The 15,634-nt window shown below is 66.8% G+C and carries 13 protein-coding genes; 3 read left to right on the forward strand and 10 right to left on the reverse strand.

Annotated elements, in window-relative coordinates; genetic code table 11:
• The first annotated feature begins 138 nt into the window (after window positions 1-138).
• Window positions 139-972 carry a symmetrical bis(5'-nucleosyl)-tetraphosphatase gene (locus AC3FKG_RS01230; RefSeq protein ID WP_488742228.1) on the forward strand — a complete coding sequence of 278 codons (834 nt, stop codon included), beginning with the start codon at window positions 139-141 and terminating at the stop codon, window positions 970-972.
• Window positions 973-1,011: 39 nt separating this feature from the next.
• Here the strand turns inward: AC3FKG_RS01230 and AC3FKG_RS01235 are convergent, their stop codons facing one another.
• The 7 genes from AC3FKG_RS01235 to AC3FKG_RS01265 all read right to left on the reverse strand — a co-directional run bounded on the left by AC3FKG_RS01235 (window position 1,012) and on the right by AC3FKG_RS01265 (window position 6,535).
• Window positions 1,012-1,833, reverse strand: a complete 822-nt coding sequence (locus AC3FKG_RS01235; protein WP_488742408.1) for a lysophospholipid acyltransferase family protein — start codon at window positions 1,831-1,833, stop codon at window positions 1,012-1,014.
• Window positions 1,834-1,840: 7 nt separating this feature from the next.
• On the reverse strand, window positions 1,841-3,124 hold the full coding sequence (locus AC3FKG_RS01240; protein WP_483708988.1) for a dihydroorotase: 1,284 nt from the start codon (window positions 3,122-3,124) through the stop codon (window positions 1,841-1,843).
• A 64-nt stretch (window positions 3,125-3,188) separates the two neighbouring features.
• Window positions 3,189-4,160 (reverse strand): aspartate carbamoyltransferase catalytic subunit, encoded by a 972-nt coding sequence (locus tag AC3FKG_RS01245; RefSeq protein ID WP_140949955.1) that lies wholly within the window; start codon window positions 4,158-4,160, stop codon window positions 3,189-3,191.
• 80 nt (window positions 4,161-4,240) lie between these two features.
• A complete protein-coding gene (pyrR, locus tag AC3FKG_RS01250) occupies window positions 4,241-4,765 on the reverse strand; it encodes a bifunctional pyr operon transcriptional regulator/uracil phosphoribosyltransferase PyrR (RefSeq protein ID WP_483708990.1) in 525 nt (174 codons plus the stop codon).
• A complete protein-coding gene (gene ruvX / locus AC3FKG_RS01255) occupies window positions 4,762-5,187 on the reverse strand; it encodes a Holliday junction resolvase RuvX (RefSeq protein WP_483708991.1) in 426 nt (141 codons plus the stop codon). The genes pyrR and ruvX overlap by 4 nt, the downstream gene beginning before the upstream one ends.
• Window positions 5,180-5,752: a YqgE/AlgH family protein gene (locus AC3FKG_RS01260; RefSeq protein ID WP_483708992.1), complete on the reverse strand. Its 573-nt coding sequence runs from the start codon at window positions 5,750-5,752 to the stop codon at window positions 5,180-5,182. Before AC3FKG_RS01260 ends, ruvX begins: the two co-directional genes overlap by 8 nt.
• Window positions 5,753-5,827: 75 nt before the next feature.
• Entirely contained in the window at window positions 5,828-6,535 is a 708-nt protein-coding gene (locus AC3FKG_RS01265) for a pseudouridine synthase (protein WP_488742229.1), read from the reverse strand.
• Window positions 6,536-6,628: 93 nt separating this feature from the next.
• On the opposite strand from AC3FKG_RS01265, the gene AC3FKG_RS01270 reads away from it, so the two are divergent.
• Window positions 6,629-8,179 carry a cryptochrome/photolyase family protein gene (locus tag AC3FKG_RS01270; protein WP_488742230.1) on the forward strand — a complete coding sequence of 517 codons (1,551 nt, stop codon included), beginning with the start codon at window positions 6,629-6,631 and terminating at the stop codon, window positions 8,177-8,179.
• Between the two features lie 36 nt (window positions 8,180-8,215).
• On the opposite strand, the gene AC3FKG_RS01275 is transcribed toward AC3FKG_RS01270, so the two are convergent.
• Genes AC3FKG_RS01275 through hemC form a run of 3 tightly spaced genes read right to left on the reverse strand, consistent with a single transcriptional unit; the run spans window position 8,216 to window position 12,480 of the window.
• Window positions 8,216-9,406: a heme biosynthesis HemY N-terminal domain-containing protein gene (locus tag AC3FKG_RS01275; protein ID WP_483708996.1), complete on the reverse strand. Its 1,191-nt coding sequence runs from the start codon at window positions 9,404-9,406 to the stop codon at window positions 8,216-8,218.
• A gap of 2 nt (window positions 9,407-9,408) precedes the next feature.
• Window positions 9,409-11,466, reverse strand: coding sequence for a fused uroporphyrinogen-III synthase HemD/membrane protein HemX (hemDX, locus tag AC3FKG_RS01280; protein WP_488742231.1), 2,058 nt, complete (start codon window positions 11,464-11,466; stop codon window positions 9,409-9,411).
• 9 nt (window positions 11,467-11,475) lie between these two features.
• Entirely contained in the window at window positions 11,476-12,480 is a 1,005-nt protein-coding gene (gene hemC, locus AC3FKG_RS01285) for a hydroxymethylbilane synthase (protein WP_488742232.1), read from the reverse strand.
• A gap of 71 nt (window positions 12,481-12,551) precedes the next feature.
• On the opposite strand from hemC, the gene ppc reads away from it, so the two are divergent.
• Entirely contained in the window at window positions 12,552-15,572 is a 3,021-nt protein-coding gene (ppc, locus tag AC3FKG_RS01290) for a phosphoenolpyruvate carboxylase (protein ID WP_483709001.1), read from the forward strand.
• The last annotated feature ends 62 nt before the right edge of the window (window positions 15,573-15,634 follow it).

Here is a 15,634-nt window from a genome sequence, read left to right on the forward strand (position 1 = left end):
TTCTATCTGACTGTATGGGCTCACCGGCCCATAGCTGGAGTCTTTTTGTAGCCTGTTGTAACGATTCGGCAAATTGCCGGTCACTTCTCTACAAATAGCGACGATTTTTTTCTTCTGCTCCGCAGAGACAAGCATAAAGTGCCCTATAAATCATCTTTCGCCATTGGCGACCTTCAAGGCTGCTCCGATTCCTTCGACCAACTCCTCGCCAAGGTCCCGAAGGACAGCACCCTCCGCCTGGTCGGCGACCTCATCAACCGCGGCCCCGCCTCCCTCCAGACCCTGCGCACCGTCCGCGCACTCGGCGCACGCGCCGAAACCGTCCTGGGCAACCACGACATCCACGCCCTGGCCGCCGCCGCGGGCGTCCGCAAGAACGGAAAGTCCGACACCTTTCAGGACCTCCTGACTGCCCCCGACCGCGAGGACTTGCTCACCTGGCTGCGCCACCGCCCGCTCGCCCTCCTCGAGGACGATTTCCTGATGGTCCATGCGGGCGTACTCCCCCAATGGTCCGCAGAGCAGGTCGTCGACCTGGTCCACGAAGTCGAAGAGCAACTGCAAGGCCGCAACTGGCAAGGCTTTCTTGCCGACATCTTCGGCAATGCCGCAGACCGCTGGCACAACGGCCTGCGGGGCATCGAGCGTCACCGGGTGGTCATCAACGCCCTGACCCGGCTGCGCTATTGCACAGCCGACGGCGTGATGGACTTCAAGACAAAGGAAGGGCTGGCCAATGCTCCCGCCGGCTTCATGCCATGGTTCGACGTGCCGGGTCGCCTCACGGAGAACGTCACCGTCGTATGCGGGCATTGGTCGACACTCGGCCTGGTGATGCGCCCGAACTTGATGGCGCTGGATACCGGCTGCGTCTGGGGCGGGAAGCTGACCGCCGCGCGGCTCGCCCCGAATCCCGCCGAACGGACGGTGGTCCAGGTGGAATGCCCCCAATATTGTGACCCGTTCGCCTGATCCCGGCGTACCCCGCCACGGCGGGGACGACAGCCCGGCTCAGGTCGTGGCAGGCGATGCCTGCACGCCAACAGCTTCCGTACCCGACTGACTGCGCTGGAGCGCGGCAGCTGCGGCAGCCTCATGTGCGCCCCGGGCCAGGTGAACGACCACTTCCCGCGCGGCGCCCGCCAGTTCGCGGCGGCTGTCGGACTTGGGATGGAGCATCGGCCCGATCGACAGCCGAGCCTTGATACGCGGCGCGCGCAAGACGGCATTGAGACAGTCAAGCAAGCTCAGGTCGCCAATATAGGCCGGCGCCAGCGTGGGCTTTCCCGTCGCAGCATCCACATAACTAAGCCCCAACGGCAACACCGGCACCCCACCCGAGATCGGCGCCTGCATCAGGTTGGCGTGAAACGGCAGCACATCACTGCCATCCGTCGTCGTCCCTTCCGGAAACACGCCAACCAGGTCCCCCTGCAGCATCACATCGGTAATGTCATGCAGCACCCGATGCGCGTCGCGCTTGCGCGCGCGTTCGATGAACAGCGTGCCAGTCTTCTCGCACAGCCAGCCAATAACCGGCCAGCTCCGAATCTCCGACTTGGCAACAAAGCGCACCGGCCGCCAGCTGTGGATCACATAGATATCCAGCCACGAAATGTGATTCGAAACCACAAGCGCGCCCTGGCTACCACCGTGCGCCGGCATTTCACCGGCGATCTCGAGCTCCATCCCGCAGATCCGCAGCAGACGGCGCGACCAGCGCCGAATGTGCCATTCACGCGAACGTACGCCCAGCCAGGGGAACAGCACCGCGCAGGTCAGCAACCCCCTCAACAGGTGCAGCACCAGCGCCGTCTTGCGCAGCCAGACCATGCGCGCGTCAGTGATGGTTGTGGTTGCCGTGGACAATCTGCCCGCCGACCACCGTCATGCGCACCTTGCCCTCCATCTCATAACCCAGCCACGGCGAGTTCTTGCCCTGGCTCTTGATGGACTGGCGCTCGACCTTCCAGACTTCCTTCGGATCGAACACACAAACGTCGGCGACGGCGCCCATTGCCAGCGTACCGGCCTTCAGGCCGGCCACCCGCGCCGGCTCGGAGGTGATGCGGGCCAGCGCCGTCTGCAGCGGTACCTTGTGCTCTGCAGCCCAGCGCAGCGTCAGAGGCAGCAGTAGCTCGAGGCCGATCGCGCCCGGAGTAGCTTCGGCGAACGGCAGCAGCTTCTCGTCATCGTCCACCGGCGTGTGATCCGAACACAGCGCGTCGATCGTGCCGTCGGCCAGCGCCGTGACAATTGCATCGCGGTCGCGCGAGCTGCGCAGCGGCGGCGAGAAGCGCATCTGCGAATTGAAGTAACCGATATCCATGTCGGTCAGCGAGACGTGGTGGATATTCACGTCGCAAGTCACCGGCAAGCCTTCGCGCTTGGCCTGACGCACCAGTTCCAGCCCCGCTGCCGACGACAGGCGGCAAAGATGGACCCGGGCGCCGCTGGCGCGCATCAGTTCGAAGATGGTGTGCAGGCGCACCGTCTCGGACATCACGGACACGCCCGACAGCCCCAGGCGCGACGCCACCGCGCCGCTCGCGGCCACGCCGCCGCCGAGGAACGGATCTTCCGGACGCAGCCACACGGTGAACCCGAACGTCTGCGCATATTGCAGCGCGCGCAGCAGCACCTGCGTGTTGCGCACGGGCGCATCGGCCTGGCTGAAACCGACGCAGCCGGCTTCGGTCAGCTGGTTCATCTCGGTCAGCACTTCGCCATTCAGGCCCTGTGTCAGCGCGCCCAGCGGGTAGACGTGCGTCTGGTTCAGCGTACGGGCGCGGAATTTCAGCATCTCGACCAGGCCGGGCTCGTCGAGCACGGGATCCGTGTCAGGCGGGCAGAGCAGACTGGTCACGCCACCGGCGGCGGCCGCGGCCACTTCGGATTCGAGCGTGGCCCGGTGTTCGGAGCCAGGCTCGCGCAACCGCGCCGAGAGGTCGACCAGCCCCGGGCACACGATCAGGCCGCGGGCGTCGATGGTCTTGTTGGCGGTGAAATCCGCCGGCGCGCTGCCAACACCGACGATCTTTCCGGCGGCGATATAGAGGTCCTGCTGGGCGTCGAGGTTCGCGGCCGGGTCGATCAGGCGGCCGCCCTGGATGTGAATCTTCATAGCTTGGCTTGTCGTGTCGCTGGGCGTGTTCGGGAGGTTCTGGCTCGAAGTCGGCATCGCGCGGTCAGTCACTGTTTCCTGCCACGATTCCCATCACCGCCATGCGCACGGCAATGCCGAACGTCACCTGGTTCAGGATCACCGATTGCGGGCCGTCCGCCACCGCGGAGTCGATCTCCACGCCGCGGTTCATCGGCCCCGGATGCATCACGATGGCATCGGGCGCGGCCAGCGCCAGGCGCTCGGGCGTCAGGCCGAAGGCCTTGAAGTACTCCTGCGCCGACGGCAGCAACGCACCACTCATGCGCTCGTTCTGCAGGCGCAGCATGATGACCACGTCCACACCCTTGAGGCCCTCTTCCATGTTGTGGAAGACCCTCACGCCCATCTGCTCGAGCCCGGACGGCAGCAGCGTGCGCGGGCCAATGGCGCGCACTTCGGGCACGCCCAGCGTGGTGAGCGCGTGGATATCGGAACGCGCCACGCGCGAATGCAGGATGTCGCCGACGATCGCCACGCGCAGTTGCGTGAAGTCCTTCTTGAAGTGCCGAATCGTGTACATGTCCAGCAACCCCTGCGTGGGGTGCGCATGGCGGCCATCGCCCGCGTTGATCACGTGCACGTGGGGCGCCACGTGCTCGGCAATCAGGTACGGCGCGCCGGAACTGGCGTGGCGGACCACGAACATGTCGGCCGACATGGCCGACAGATTGTTGATCGTGTCCAGCAGCGACTCGCCCTTGCTGGTCGACGAGGCGTTGATGTTCAGGTTCAGCACATCCGCCGACAGCCGCTTGGCGGCGATCTCGAAGGTGGTGCGGGTGCGCGTGGAGTTCTCGAAGAACAGGTTGAACACGCTCTTGCCGCGCAGCAGCGGTACCTTCTTCACATCGCGGTCGGAGTCGGACAGCGACACGAACTGGCTGGCAGTGTCCAGGATGTGCGTGATCATGTCACGCGACAAGCCCTCGATCGACAGCAGGTGCTTCAGTTCGCCGTTCTTGGTCAGCTGCGGGTTGCGGAACGTCTTGGTCATGGGTGGTCAGGCGCGGGCAGAAATCGGGGGGTGATATGGGTCTCGGGGTCTCGGGGCCGGTGAACGAAAAATTGGCCGGTTCAACCGGCCGAGGATTCGGTGGAGAAAGCAAAGGTCGCCTGCGCGCCCTCGCCCTGGCGCGCCAGCACCAGCGTGGCCTCGCGCGGCAGTTCGGTCCGCAGCGCGACCAGGTCCGCCGCGATCGGCAGTTCACGGCCGCCGCGGTCCACCAGCACACCCAGCGCGACACGCGCCGGGCGGCCATAGTCGAACAGTTCATTGACCGCCGCACGGATGGTGCGGCCGGTGGCCAGCACGTCGTCGATCAACAGGATCCTGCGGTCCTGCACCTCGAACGGCAGCGTGCTCGGCTGGGCCTGGCTGTGCAGGCCTTTCTTGGCATAGTCGTCGCGGTGAAAGGCAACGTTGATGACGCCATGGTCGGGCAGTCCCAGGTCCGCCGCCAGCCGCTGCGCAATCCAGGCGCCGCCGGAGTGGATGCCGGCCACGGACCACTGCGCGCGATCGGCCTGGATCAGCGCCTGGGCCTGGTCGAGCAATGCGCGGTACAGCGCCTCGGCGTCGGGATTGGTAGTTCGGGTCATAGCGGAAGCTGGTCGAAATACTGTTGCAGGATGATGCGCGCGGCCTCGGCATCGAGTTCGCCGCGGCGCGCGCCGGCCATGGCGGCCATGCGCGAGGAATAGCGTTCGTCCACCCACTCCACCGGCAGGCTGAAGCGCCCATTGAGCTGGTTGCCGAAGCGGCGCGCAAGCCGCATGGAAGGTTGCTCCCCGCCTTCAGGGTTGACCGGCATGCCGACAATCAGCTGCACCGGGTTCCATTCGCGGATCAACTCGCCCACGACCTGAAAGCGGCCCTCGACGGACAGGTTCGGAAGAATAGTCAGCGCACTGGCGTGGCGCGTGACGAAGTTGCCCAGGGCAACGCCGATTTTTTTCTCGCCGTAGTCGAATGCCAGGACCGTGCCGTCGCGGGGCAGTTCGCGCCCCACGCCGTCAGGCATGCCCGGCCTCGCCGGAGAGCATGGTGAAGTCGATGCCCAGCAGGCGCACGGCCGCCGCAAACCGTTCTTCCGGCGGCACGCTGAAGATGATCTCGGGATCGGCCTGGACAGTGAGCCAGCCATTGCGCGAAAGCTCTTCTTCCAGCTGGCCGGCGCCCCAGCCGGAGTAACCCAGCGTCAGCAGGAAACGGTGCGGGCCGCTGCCGTTGGCCACGGCTTCCAGGACGTCCTTGGAGGTGGTCATCTCCAGTCCGCCGGGCACCGCGAGCGATGATACGTAGATGCCCACGGGGTCATGCAGCACAAAACCGCGCTCGGTCTGCACCGGACCGCCGAAATAAACGGGCTGATGGGCCACGGGCTGGATTTCCAGCTTGAGGTCGATCTTGTCGAACAGCGTGGCCATATCGATATCGATCGGGCGGTTGATCACCAGCCCGAGCGCGCCGCGCTCATTGTGTTCGCAAAGGTAGACGACGGAGCCCGAAAAGGTCGGATCGGCCATGCCAGGCATGGCAATCAGGAACTGATTCGTCAGATTGATGGGTGCTTCGGGCTTGACCATATCTGGCATTTTATCAAATCGCAGGAGGGCTTCCGGAAAAGAATTGGACGACGCTGCAGTGCAGCAACCGTTTGCTCACTCCTTCCCTGTCAGCGCCGCCAGGTCCTCCGCGGTCAGCCAGCGCCACTCGCCTTCGGGAAGCGCGGGATCCAGCTTCAGGCCGCCCACCGCACTGCGATGGAGGGCAGTCACATGGTTGCCGGCCGCGACCACCATGCGCTTGACCTGGTGGTACTTGCCCTGCACCAGCGTCAGCCTCAGGCTGTGTTCGCCGGTGATCTCGCAGTCTTCCGCGGCGATCGGCGCGGGTTCGTCGTCGAGCTGCACACCGGTTCGCAGCGCCTCGGCCTGCTCCGGCGTTACCGGCTCTGCCGTCGTGACTTCGTACACCTTGGGCACCTTGCGCTTGGGCGAGGTCTGGACGTGGATGAACTGGCCATCGTCGGTCAGGAGCAGCAGGCCAGTGGTGTCGTGATCGAGCCGCCCCACTGCCTGGACCTCGCGCTGGCGCAGCGGCACCGGCAGCAGGTTGTAGACGCTGGGATGGTTGCGCGGGCGCTGCGAGCACTCGTAGCCGGCCGGCTTGTTCAGCATCAGGTAGGCCTTGGTGCAGGCCACCCATGCCTCGCCATCGACGGTCAGTTGCAGGCCGTCGACCTCGAACTGGGCGCGCGGGTCTTCGCAGAGTTTGCCGTTGACCTCCACCAGCCCGGCGCCGATCAGGTCGCCACAGTAGCGGCGCGTGCCGAAGCCCTGGGATTGGAGGATGCGATCAAGGGTCATGGAAATGGAATCGTCAGTGAAATGATGGTGGAGCGGCGCAGCCGTATCGCTATGGTAGGGTATCGCCCGGGCTTTTCCCTTCCTCCAGGCACCATGCCAGTCGCAGACTCATCCGCCACAAGCCATCCGCCCTACCGCATCGGCCGCCGGTTCGACAGCGGGCTCGTGTGGTTCCGCCGCGACCTGCGAGCCACGGACCACGCGGCGCTGCATTATGCCCTCAAGCACTGTGCCCGGGTGTGGTGCGTGTTCGTATTCGACCGGGATATCCTCGATCCACTGCTGGCCCGTGGGCTGAAAGCGGACCGCCGTGTCGGGTTCATCCGCGAGTCGCTGATGGAGCTGGACGCCACGCTGCGCGCGGCCGGCGGCGGCCTGATCGTTCTGCACGAGGCTGCCGCCAGCGCCATCCCAGCGCTGGCGCGCGAACTCGATGCCCTGGCCGTGTTCGCCAACCACGACTATGAGCCCGCCGCCAATACGCGCGACGCCGCCGTCCGCCAGTCGCTGGCCTCCGATGCTCGCGCCTTCTTCACCTTCAAGGATCAGGTGATCTTCGAGCGGGACGAGATCCTGACCGGCCAGGGCAAGCCCTTTTCCGTATTCACGCCGTACAAGAATGCCTGGCTCAGGACGGTACAGCCGTTCGACCTGCGGCCCTACCCGATCGAGCCATACCTGCACGCGCTGGCGCCGCCGCCCGAACGACGGCAGGTGCCGATGCCATCGCTGGAAGCCCTCGGTTTCGCCCCGAGCAACCTGCCGGAGATCGCCATGCCAACCGGCAGCTCAGGCGGATACGCATTACTGGACGAGTTCACGTCGCGCATCGGCGACTATGCCCGCCGGCGCGACTTCCCCGCCCTGCGCGGCCCGAGCTACCTGTCCGTGCACCTGCGGTTCGGCACGGTGTCGATCCGCACCCTGGCCCGCGCGGCGCATGAGGTGACGCTGCGCGGTGGCGCGGACAGCGCCGGCGCGGCCACTTGGTTGTCGGAACTGATCTGGCGGGACTTCTATTTCATGATCCTGCACCACCATCCGCGCGTGGCTGCCGGCACGGCCTTCCACGCCGCCTATGACGCCATCCGCTGGCGCACCGGCACGGCCGGCGAGCGCTACTTCGAGGCATGGCGCGACGCCGCCACCGGTTATCCGCTCATCGATGCCGCGATGCTGCAGATCCTGCAAAGCGGCTATATGCACAACAGGCTGCGGATGGTGACGGCCAGCTTCCTGGTCAAAGATCTGGGCGTGGACTGGCGTCGCGGGGAGCAGTATTTTGCCGACCAGCTCAACGACTTCGACCTGGCGGCCAACAACGGCGGCTGGCAATGGGCCGCTTCGACGGGATGCGATGCGCAGCCGTGGTTCCGCATCTTCAACCCGGTGACGCAATCCGAGAAGTTCGACCCGCAAGGGCGCTTTATCCGCAAGTACCTGCCGCAACTGGCCGCGCTGCCGGATAAATACATTCATGCACCGTGGACCGCGCCTGAAGACGTGCTGGCGACCGCGGGCGTGCGGCTTGGAGAAAACTATCCGCGCCCGCTGGTGCAGCATGACGTGGCGCGCAAGGAAACGCTGGAGCGTTATGCGGTGGTGAAGGCGGCTGCCGGCAAGATAAAGGCCGCGCAGGATTGACGTGCGGCAGTTCGGGCCGGCTGCCCCGGGCCAATCTCAGGCGGCCAGCATCGCGCTTTCACGGTAGTGGCGCTGCGCTTCCTCGGGCCGCTCGGTTTCCTCGAACAGGCGGGCCAGCGCCAGGTGGGTACGCACGCGCAGACGGCCCTGGTGATTGCGGTCCGCATATTTCAAGGCACGCTCGAAGCTCGACTGCGCCTTGCCCCAAAGCTGTTCGCCGAGGCAAAGCACGCCGAGCGTGTAGTAGAGATCCGCGTCCGCCGGATGCTCATTGATCCATTTTTCCGCCTGCTGGATCTGCGGCAATGCCTGCCCGGCCCTGGCGCAGTCGGGATAACGCAGCACCAGGCGGCTGTCCCAGTTGACCTTGAGTGCATCTTCAATGATGCGGCGTGCCTCGTCCTGACGGCCAAGCGCGGCAAAGTAGCGCGCCGCCGGCTCGGCGATGCGCGCGGCACGACGCTCGTCGGCCGAAAGCGTGCGCCAGAAGGCGGAGAGTGCCTCGGCATCGTGGCGGCGCTCGTCCAGCATGGCCTCGCAGGCCATCTGCTTGAGTCGCAGCGCAAGCACGGGATGCAGCGCGTTGCGTTTTTCCAGCGAACGGGCCAGGCGCAGCACCTCCGACCAGTTCTTCAGATGCTGGTGCGCGCGCAGCGCAATGCGCTGCACGTGGATCTGGCGTCCGCCCTGTGCCTGCAGTTGCGCGATGGTTTCCAGCGCGCCCTCGGCATCGCGCGCGTCGACCAGCAGTTCCGCCATCGATACCAGCCGGGCCTGCTCGCGCTCGGGGTCGGTGACCTGTGCCATCCAGGCGTCGCGGCGCTCTATTTCCTGCATGCGGTGCGCGGCGCGGGCGCCGACCAGTGCAGCGGTCTGCGCCTGCGCCTCCCACGACTGCGCTTCGCGTGCCGCGCGCTCGGCGCGGGCAAAGCGGCCGGCGAACAGGTTCTCGATCGATTCGCGCAGCGCCGCCTGGGCCTTGTTCATGCGGCTGCGTTCGCGATAGGCCGCGGCGCGGCGCGGCATTTCCGACAGATGCCGCACCGTGGAGAGGACCGTCCACACCACGAAGAACAGCAGCAGCAGCAACGCCAGCGCCAGGTTCAGCGACAGCTCGACCCGATACGGCGGATAGAACAGCACGACGTTGCTGTGATTGAACTGCGTGAACAGGGCCAGTCCGACGGCGCCACCAAACAGCACCGCGACCCAGAACAGAAGGCGCATGCTTACTCCTTCTTCAGCGCGTGCAGCGCGCCCAGGCTTTCCGCCATGGTCGGCAGCTGCACCGTCACCGCGCCGGCCTGCGCCTGCTTGAGCAGCGTCAGCACGGTCTGCACGCGCCGCGATTTGGTGTCGAAATAACGGCCGATCATGGCCTGCGCCGCGGCCAGGTCATTGCGGAAGACCGGCTCGTTGCGCGACAGCAGCGCCAGGCGCGCATTGAGCATGCGCAGCTTGACGTTCTCGCGCAGGAACCAGCCCTGGTCGCCCGACAGCAGCAAGGCTTCGGTGTCATCGACCTTGCGGATGCGGATGACCTGCGCCATTTCCTCGCGCATGTAGTCCCACAGCCGGGTAAACCAGTTTCCGGTCGCAGCCGCTGCCGTCGCGGTCCCCTTCGCGCCCTTGGCCGCACCACGGCTGGCCTCCTGGCGATCTCCTGCTTCGGTACGTTCAAGCATGCGCTCGCTCGACAAGAGCGGCAGCGAATCGATCTGGTTGATGGCCTCGTCCAGCTTGATCGCCGCACCGGTCAGGTCGGTGTCGGGCACCGCCTTCATGCGGGCGATATCGCGTGCCAGCGCGCGGCGCAGCAGGTTGTACTGCGGCTTGTCGGTTCGGGCCAGGCGCGCATCGGCGCTCTGCAGCGCGGCCAGCGCGACCTGCACGTTGCCGGTGAGCTGGAGCTGCTGGCCGGCGTTGGTCAGCAACTGCTGGATCTCGGCGATTTCCCAGTCGTCGCGGTTGCGCATCAGGTCCTGGTAGACCTGTTCGAGCGCGACCTGCTTGTCGCGGGTTTCGCCGACCTGGCCGTCCAGCGAGCCGACCTTGGCCTGCAGTTCCTTGACCGTGTCCTGCGCATTGCGCGACAGCACGCGGGTCTCCTGCACCAGCGCGTCGTTGCTCTGCTGGCGCCGCGCCAGCTCTTCGGTCAGGTGGTCGACCCGCTGCTGCAGCCACCAGAAGCCGCCGGCAGTCGCCAGCACCAGGACGGCCACCAGCGCCCACAATGAGGCGTTGCGGCGCGGGGCGGTGAATGACTGCCCCGGCGCGACTGCCGCCGTAGCGGCGGGAGGGATGGTGGTTGAGGAGGACGTAGATTCTTGCGTCACGCGTTCGACCCTGTTTGTCATGGCGGGCGGCGGCTCCGATCTTGGCGCCGGCATTGCTACGGGCGCCGTGGGCCTCGCGGGCACCGGTCCGGCATAAGCATCCGCCCACTGCTTGCATGCCGCAAGCAAGCCGGCGTCGCCTGGCGCCGCACGAAGGATCCGTGTGAAGCCGAGCCCCTCCGCCTGTTCGGCGATTCTCGCATGCGGCGCGATGCACTGCACCTGTTTCAGGGTGTTCAGTTCCTGCGGCGACAGGTTCTGTCGCGCCAGCGTATCGAGGTTGCGTACGGCTTCGGAGCTGGTCAGCAGCCAGGCCTGCGGCGCAGCGCCTGCGCCCAGGCCTTCGCGCACGGCCTGCCATTGCATGGCGCCGGGCTCGGGCAAGGTGCGTTGATACGCTTCGACCGCCGTGACGCTGGCGCCCGCTGCCCGCAGGCGATCGCCCAGCCAGTCGCGGCCGCCGTTGCCGCGCACGATCAGCACGGCGCGCCCATGCAGCGAGGCCGGGTCCAGCTGCGCCCACAGGGCCTCGGAATCGAAACGCGGCTCTTCGCCGGCGGCACCACCATTCGTGTCGTGGCCGTTGCCATCGGCGCCGGCCGGCGCGATCACGCGGTGATGGGGCGCGGCAATGCCACGCTCGGCCAGGGCCGCGACGCTCGCGGGGCCGACCACGGCCACCGGCACGCCGGTCGGCCACTGAGCCACCGCATTGCCCTGCACCGTCGCGAGCGCATCGAACGCGTACTGAATCGCATTGGGACTGACAAAGACCACCAGCGCGAATTCGCACAGGCGCCCCAGCGCGGCGCGCAGCGGCGCGTCATCGTCGGCGGGGCCAATCGCGAGCAGCGGAAAGCCCAGCACGTCCAGGCCCGCGGCCTGCAGGGCCTCGGTCAGTTGCCGGGACTGCCCGGCGGGTCGTGTGACAACGACAGTCGGGCGGGGCATGGGCCGGCCTCAGGCGGGAGCTTGGGGATCGGGCGTATCAGCCAGCGCGGCGAGGATATCGGCCGCACCTTGCGCCAGCAGGTCGCGCGCGACGGATTCGCCAAGGGCTTCAGCCGCCGCGACATCCAACGCGGGACCGGCAGCCGTGGCGCGCGTCTGGCGCGTGCCGTCAGGCATGGCCACGAAGGCGTCGAGCCGCAACTGGTCGCCGTCCCAGCGCGCATGCGCGGCCAGCGGCACCTGGCAGGACCCGCCCAGCATGCGCGACACGGTCCGTTCGGCCGTGACGGCGAGCGCCGTGGGCTGATGGTTCAGCGGCGCCAGCCATGCGGCGACGTCCGGACGCGTGGACAGGATCTCGATACCGAGCGCGCCCTGCCCTGCCGCAGGCAGCGAGGCCTCGGGCGCGATCAGCGCGCGGATGCGCTCGCCCAGGCCCAGGCGCTTCAGACCCGCCGCGGCCAGGATGATCGCGCCATATTCGCCGCGATCGAGCTTGCCCAGCCGGGTATCCAGGTTGCCGCGCAGCGGCTTGATGACGAGGTGCGGATAGCGTGCCCGCAGCGCGGCTTCGCGGCGCAGGCTCGACGTGCCCACCACGGTGCCCGCCGGCATGTCGTCGAGCGACGCGAAGGCCGACGAGACCAGTGCATCGCGTGGGTCTTCACGCTCCATCACCGCCGTCAGGGCGAAACCCGCAGGCAGTTCCATCGGTACATCCTTGAGGGAATGCACCGCCAGGTCAGCCCGGCCTTCGGCCATCGCGAATTCCAGCTCTTTGACAAACAAACCCTTTCCGCCGACTTTCGACAAAGTACGGTCTAGAATCTGGTCTCCGCGCGTGGTCATGCCAAGAATGGACACATCGCACGCGGGATAGTATTGTTGCAGTGCAGCACGCACATGTTCAGCCTGCCACATGGCCAGACGGCTCTCGCGAGAGGCAATGACAAGCTTGTGTGGAAGGCTGCTGGACACGGCGGTAGAAGAAGTCGGAAAGGCGGATGCTTGCATTCGTCAATGTTAGCACGCGACCCAATCGCCGCTCCGCACCATCGGACAGAAGTAAAGCAAGAGGAGATTGCATGACGCAGCACGCTGCGCGCCCCGGCCGACGCACGGTCAATCGAGAAGTCCCCTCCCAGGCCTCAGGCCAGAGTGACGCAAACGGCGCCCCTACCCGCAAGACCGCTTCCAAAGCCACCCGTACCAAACAGATTACAAAGGCAAACCTGATGGTCGTGCCCGCCAACGGCGCCGTGAACACCAGCCCCGCCCGCCGCTCCGCCGCCGACAAGGACCTGCCGCTGCGCGAGGACATCCGCTTCCTGGGCCGCCTGCTGGGCGAATGCCTGCGCGAGCAGGAAGGCGACGCCACCTTCGAGGTGGTCGAGACCATCCGCCAGACCGCCGTGCGTTTCCGCCGCGAGAACGACCGCGCCGCCGCCACCGAGCTGGACCGCCTGCTCAAGCGCCTGTCGCGCGACCAGACCAACCAGGTCGTGCGCGCATTCAGCTATTTCTCGCACCTGGCCAATATCGCCGAGGACCAGCACCACAACCGCCGCCGCCGCATCCATGCGCTGGCCGGCTCGCCGCCGCAGGACGGCAGCCTGCAGCACGCGCTGGAGAAGATCGACGCCGCCGGCGTCACCGGCAAGCAGCTGCGCAAGTTCCTGGACGAGGCGCTGATCGTGCCGGTGCTGACCGCGCACCCGACCGAAGTCCAGCGCAAGAGCATCCTGGACGCCGAGCGCGAGATCGCCCGTCTGCTGGCCGAGCGCGACCTGCCGATGACCGCGCGCGAGCGCGACCAGAACACCGCGCAGCTGCGCGCCAAGGTCACCACGCTGTGGCAGACCCGCATGCTGCGCGATTCGCGCCTGACGGTGGCGGACGAGATCGACAACGCCCTGTCCTACTACCGCACCACCTTCCTGCACGGCATCCCGCAACTGATGAGCGAGCTGGAAGAGGACATCGCCGCAATCTTCCCGGCCTCGCGCAAGGCCAAGGGCAGCGCGGCAGAGCCAGCGCCGCTCGCGCCGTTCATGCAGATGGGTTCGTGGATCGGCGGCGATCGCGACGGCAATCCGAACGTCACGGCCGAGACGCTCGATCACGCCGCCACCCAGCAGTCGCAGATGATCCTGGGCTGGTATCTGGATGAGGTCCATGCGCTGGGCGCCGAGCTGTCGATGTCGTCGCTGATGGTCGACGCCAGCCCCGAGCTGCTGGCACTGGCCGAAGCCTCTCCCGACCATTCCGCGCACCGCGCCGACGAGCCCTACCGTCGCGCGCTGATCGGCATCTACGCGCGCCTGGCCGCGACCAGCAAGGCGCTGACCGGCCACGCCGCGCCGCGCCACCCGGTGGCCGACGCCGAGCCGTACAGCAGCGCCGAAGCCTTCGCCGCCGATGTGCAGGTCGTGATCGACTCCCTGCGCGCGCACCACGGCCGCGCACTGGCCAGCACGCGCATCGATGCGCTGGTGCGCGCCATCGCCGTGTTCGGCTTCCACCTGGCATCGGTCGACATGCGCCAGGTCTCCGACGTGCACGAAGCCGTGGTGGCCGAGCTGTTCGCCGCCGCGGGCGTGGAGAAGGACTACGCCGCGCTGCCGGAGTCGCGCAAGCAGGAACTGCTGCTGGCCGAGCTGCGCCAGCCGCGCCTGCTGACCCTGCCCTGGCATGAGTACTCGGAACAGACCCGCAACGAACTGGCGATCCTGGCGACGGCGCGCGAACTGCGCGCGCGCTACGGCAAGCGCGTGGCGCGCAACTACATCATCTCGCACACGGAAACGCTGTCGGACCTGGTCGAGGTCATGCTGCTGCAGAAGGAATCCGGCATGCTGCAGGGCACGCTGGGCAGCAAGACCGACCCGGCTCGCATGGAGCTGATGGTCATTCCGCTGTTCGAAACCATCGAGGACTTGCAGAATGCCGCGGGCATCATGCAGTCGCTGCTGGACCTGCCCGGTTTCGATTCGGTGATCGAGCACCACGGCGTCGAGCAGGAGGTGATGCTTGGTTATTCCGACTCCAACAAGGATGGCGGCTTCCTGACCTCCACGTGGGAGCTGTACAAGGCCGAGCTGGCGCTGGTGCAGCTGTTCGAGCAGCGCAAGGTCAAGCTGCGCCTGTTCCACGGCCGCGGCGGCACGGTTGGCCGCGGCGGCGGCCCGACCTACCAGGCCATCCTGTCGCAGCCACCAGGCACGGTGAACGGGCAGATCCGCCTGACCGAGCAGGGCGAGATCATCAACAGCAAGTTCGCCAATGGCGAGATCGGCCGGCGCAACCTGGAAACCGTGATCGCCGCCACGCTCGAAGCCTCGCTGCTGCCTCAGCAGAACGCGCCGAAGGACCTGAGCACCTTCGAGGGCATCATGCAGCAGCTGTCGGACCGCGCCTTCGGCGCCTACCGCAACCTGGTGTACGAGACCCCGGGCTTCAAGGACTACTTCTTCGCGACCACGCCGATCACCGAGATCGCCGACCTGAACCTCGGTTCGCGTCCGGCCTCGCGCAAGCTGATGGACAAGAAGAACCGCCGCATCGAAGACCTGCGCGCGATTCCGTGGGGCTTCTCGTGGGGCCAGTGCCGCCTGCTGCTGCCGGGCTGGTATGGCTTCGGCAGCGCGGTCAAGTCGCTGCTGGACACCGCGCCGGACGACAAGGCGCGCAAGGTTGCCGTGGCCACGCTGCGCAAGATGGTCAAGACCTGGCCGTTCTTCTCCACGCTGCTGTCCAATATGGACATGGTGCTGGCCAAGACCGACCTGGCCGTGGCCTCGCGCTATGCGCAGCTTTGCGATGACGCGGCCCTGCGCAAGAACGTGTTCGCGCGCATCAGCAAGGAATGGCACCTGACCTGCGAGATGCTGGCGCTGGTCACCGGCCACCAGGAACGGCTGGCCGACAACCCGCTGCTGGCGCGCTCGATCAAGAACCGCTTTGCCTACCTGGACCCGCTCAACCACTTGCAGGTCGAGCTGCTCAAGCGCTATCGCTCGGGCAAGGACGGGGACGATATCCGCGTTCGCCGCGGTATCCACCTGACCATCAACGGGGTGGCGGCGGGACTGCGCAATACGGGTTGATCCCGGCCTGATCCATTGCGTCAGGAAGCGCCCGGACGGCTTGCCGTCCGGGCGCTTGTCCA

This window comes from Cupriavidus sp. 22TCCZM04-2 (assembly GCF_057798895.1).

Excerpts from the sequence above, each read along its gene's own strand:
- pyrR (WP_483708990.1), bottom strand. The coding sequence starts at position 4,765 with ATGACCCGAACTACCAATCCCGACGCCGAGGCGCTGTACCGCGCATTG.
- AC3FKG_RS01260 (WP_483708992.1), bottom strand. The coding sequence starts at position 5,752 with ATGGTCAAGCCCGAAGCACCCATCAATCTGACGAATCAGTTCCTGATT.
- ruvX (WP_483708991.1), bottom strand. The coding sequence starts at position 5,187 with ATGCCTGACGGCGTGGGGCGCGAACTGCCCCGCGACGGCACGGTCCTG.
- hemC (WP_488742232.1), bottom strand. The coding sequence starts at position 12,480 with ATGCAAGCATCCGCCTTTCCGACTTCTTCTACCGCCGTGTCCAGCAGC.
- AC3FKG_RS01265 (WP_488742229.1), bottom strand. The coding sequence starts at position 6,535 with ATGACCCTTGATCGCATCCTCCAATCCCAGGGCTTCGGCACGCGCCGC.
- AC3FKG_RS01275 (WP_483708996.1), bottom strand. The coding sequence starts at position 9,406 with ATGCGCCTTCTGTTCTGGGTCGCGGTGCTGTTTGGTGGCGCCGTCGGA.
- AC3FKG_RS01235 (WP_488742408.1), bottom strand. The coding sequence starts at position 1,833 with ATGGTCTGGCTGCGCAAGACGGCGCTGGTGCTGCACCTGTTGAGGGGG.
- AC3FKG_RS01245 (WP_140949955.1), bottom strand. The coding sequence starts at position 4,160 with ATGACCAAGACGTTCCGCAACCCGCAGCTGACCAAGAACGGCGAACTG.
- AC3FKG_RS01240 (WP_483708988.1), bottom strand. The coding sequence starts at position 3,124 with ATGAAGATTCACATCCAGGGCGGCCGCCTGATCGACCCGGCCGCGAAC.
- hemDX (WP_488742231.1), bottom strand. The coding sequence starts at position 11,466 with ATGCCCCGCCCGACTGTCGTTGTCACACGACCCGCCGGGCAGTCCCGG.
- AC3FKG_RS01270 (WP_488742230.1), top strand. The coding sequence starts at position 6,629 with ATGCCAGTCGCAGACTCATCCGCCACAAGCCATCCGCCCTACCGCATC.
- ppc (WP_483709001.1), top strand. The coding sequence starts at position 12,552 with ATGACGCAGCACGCTGCGCGCCCCGGCCGACGCACGGTCAATCGAGAA.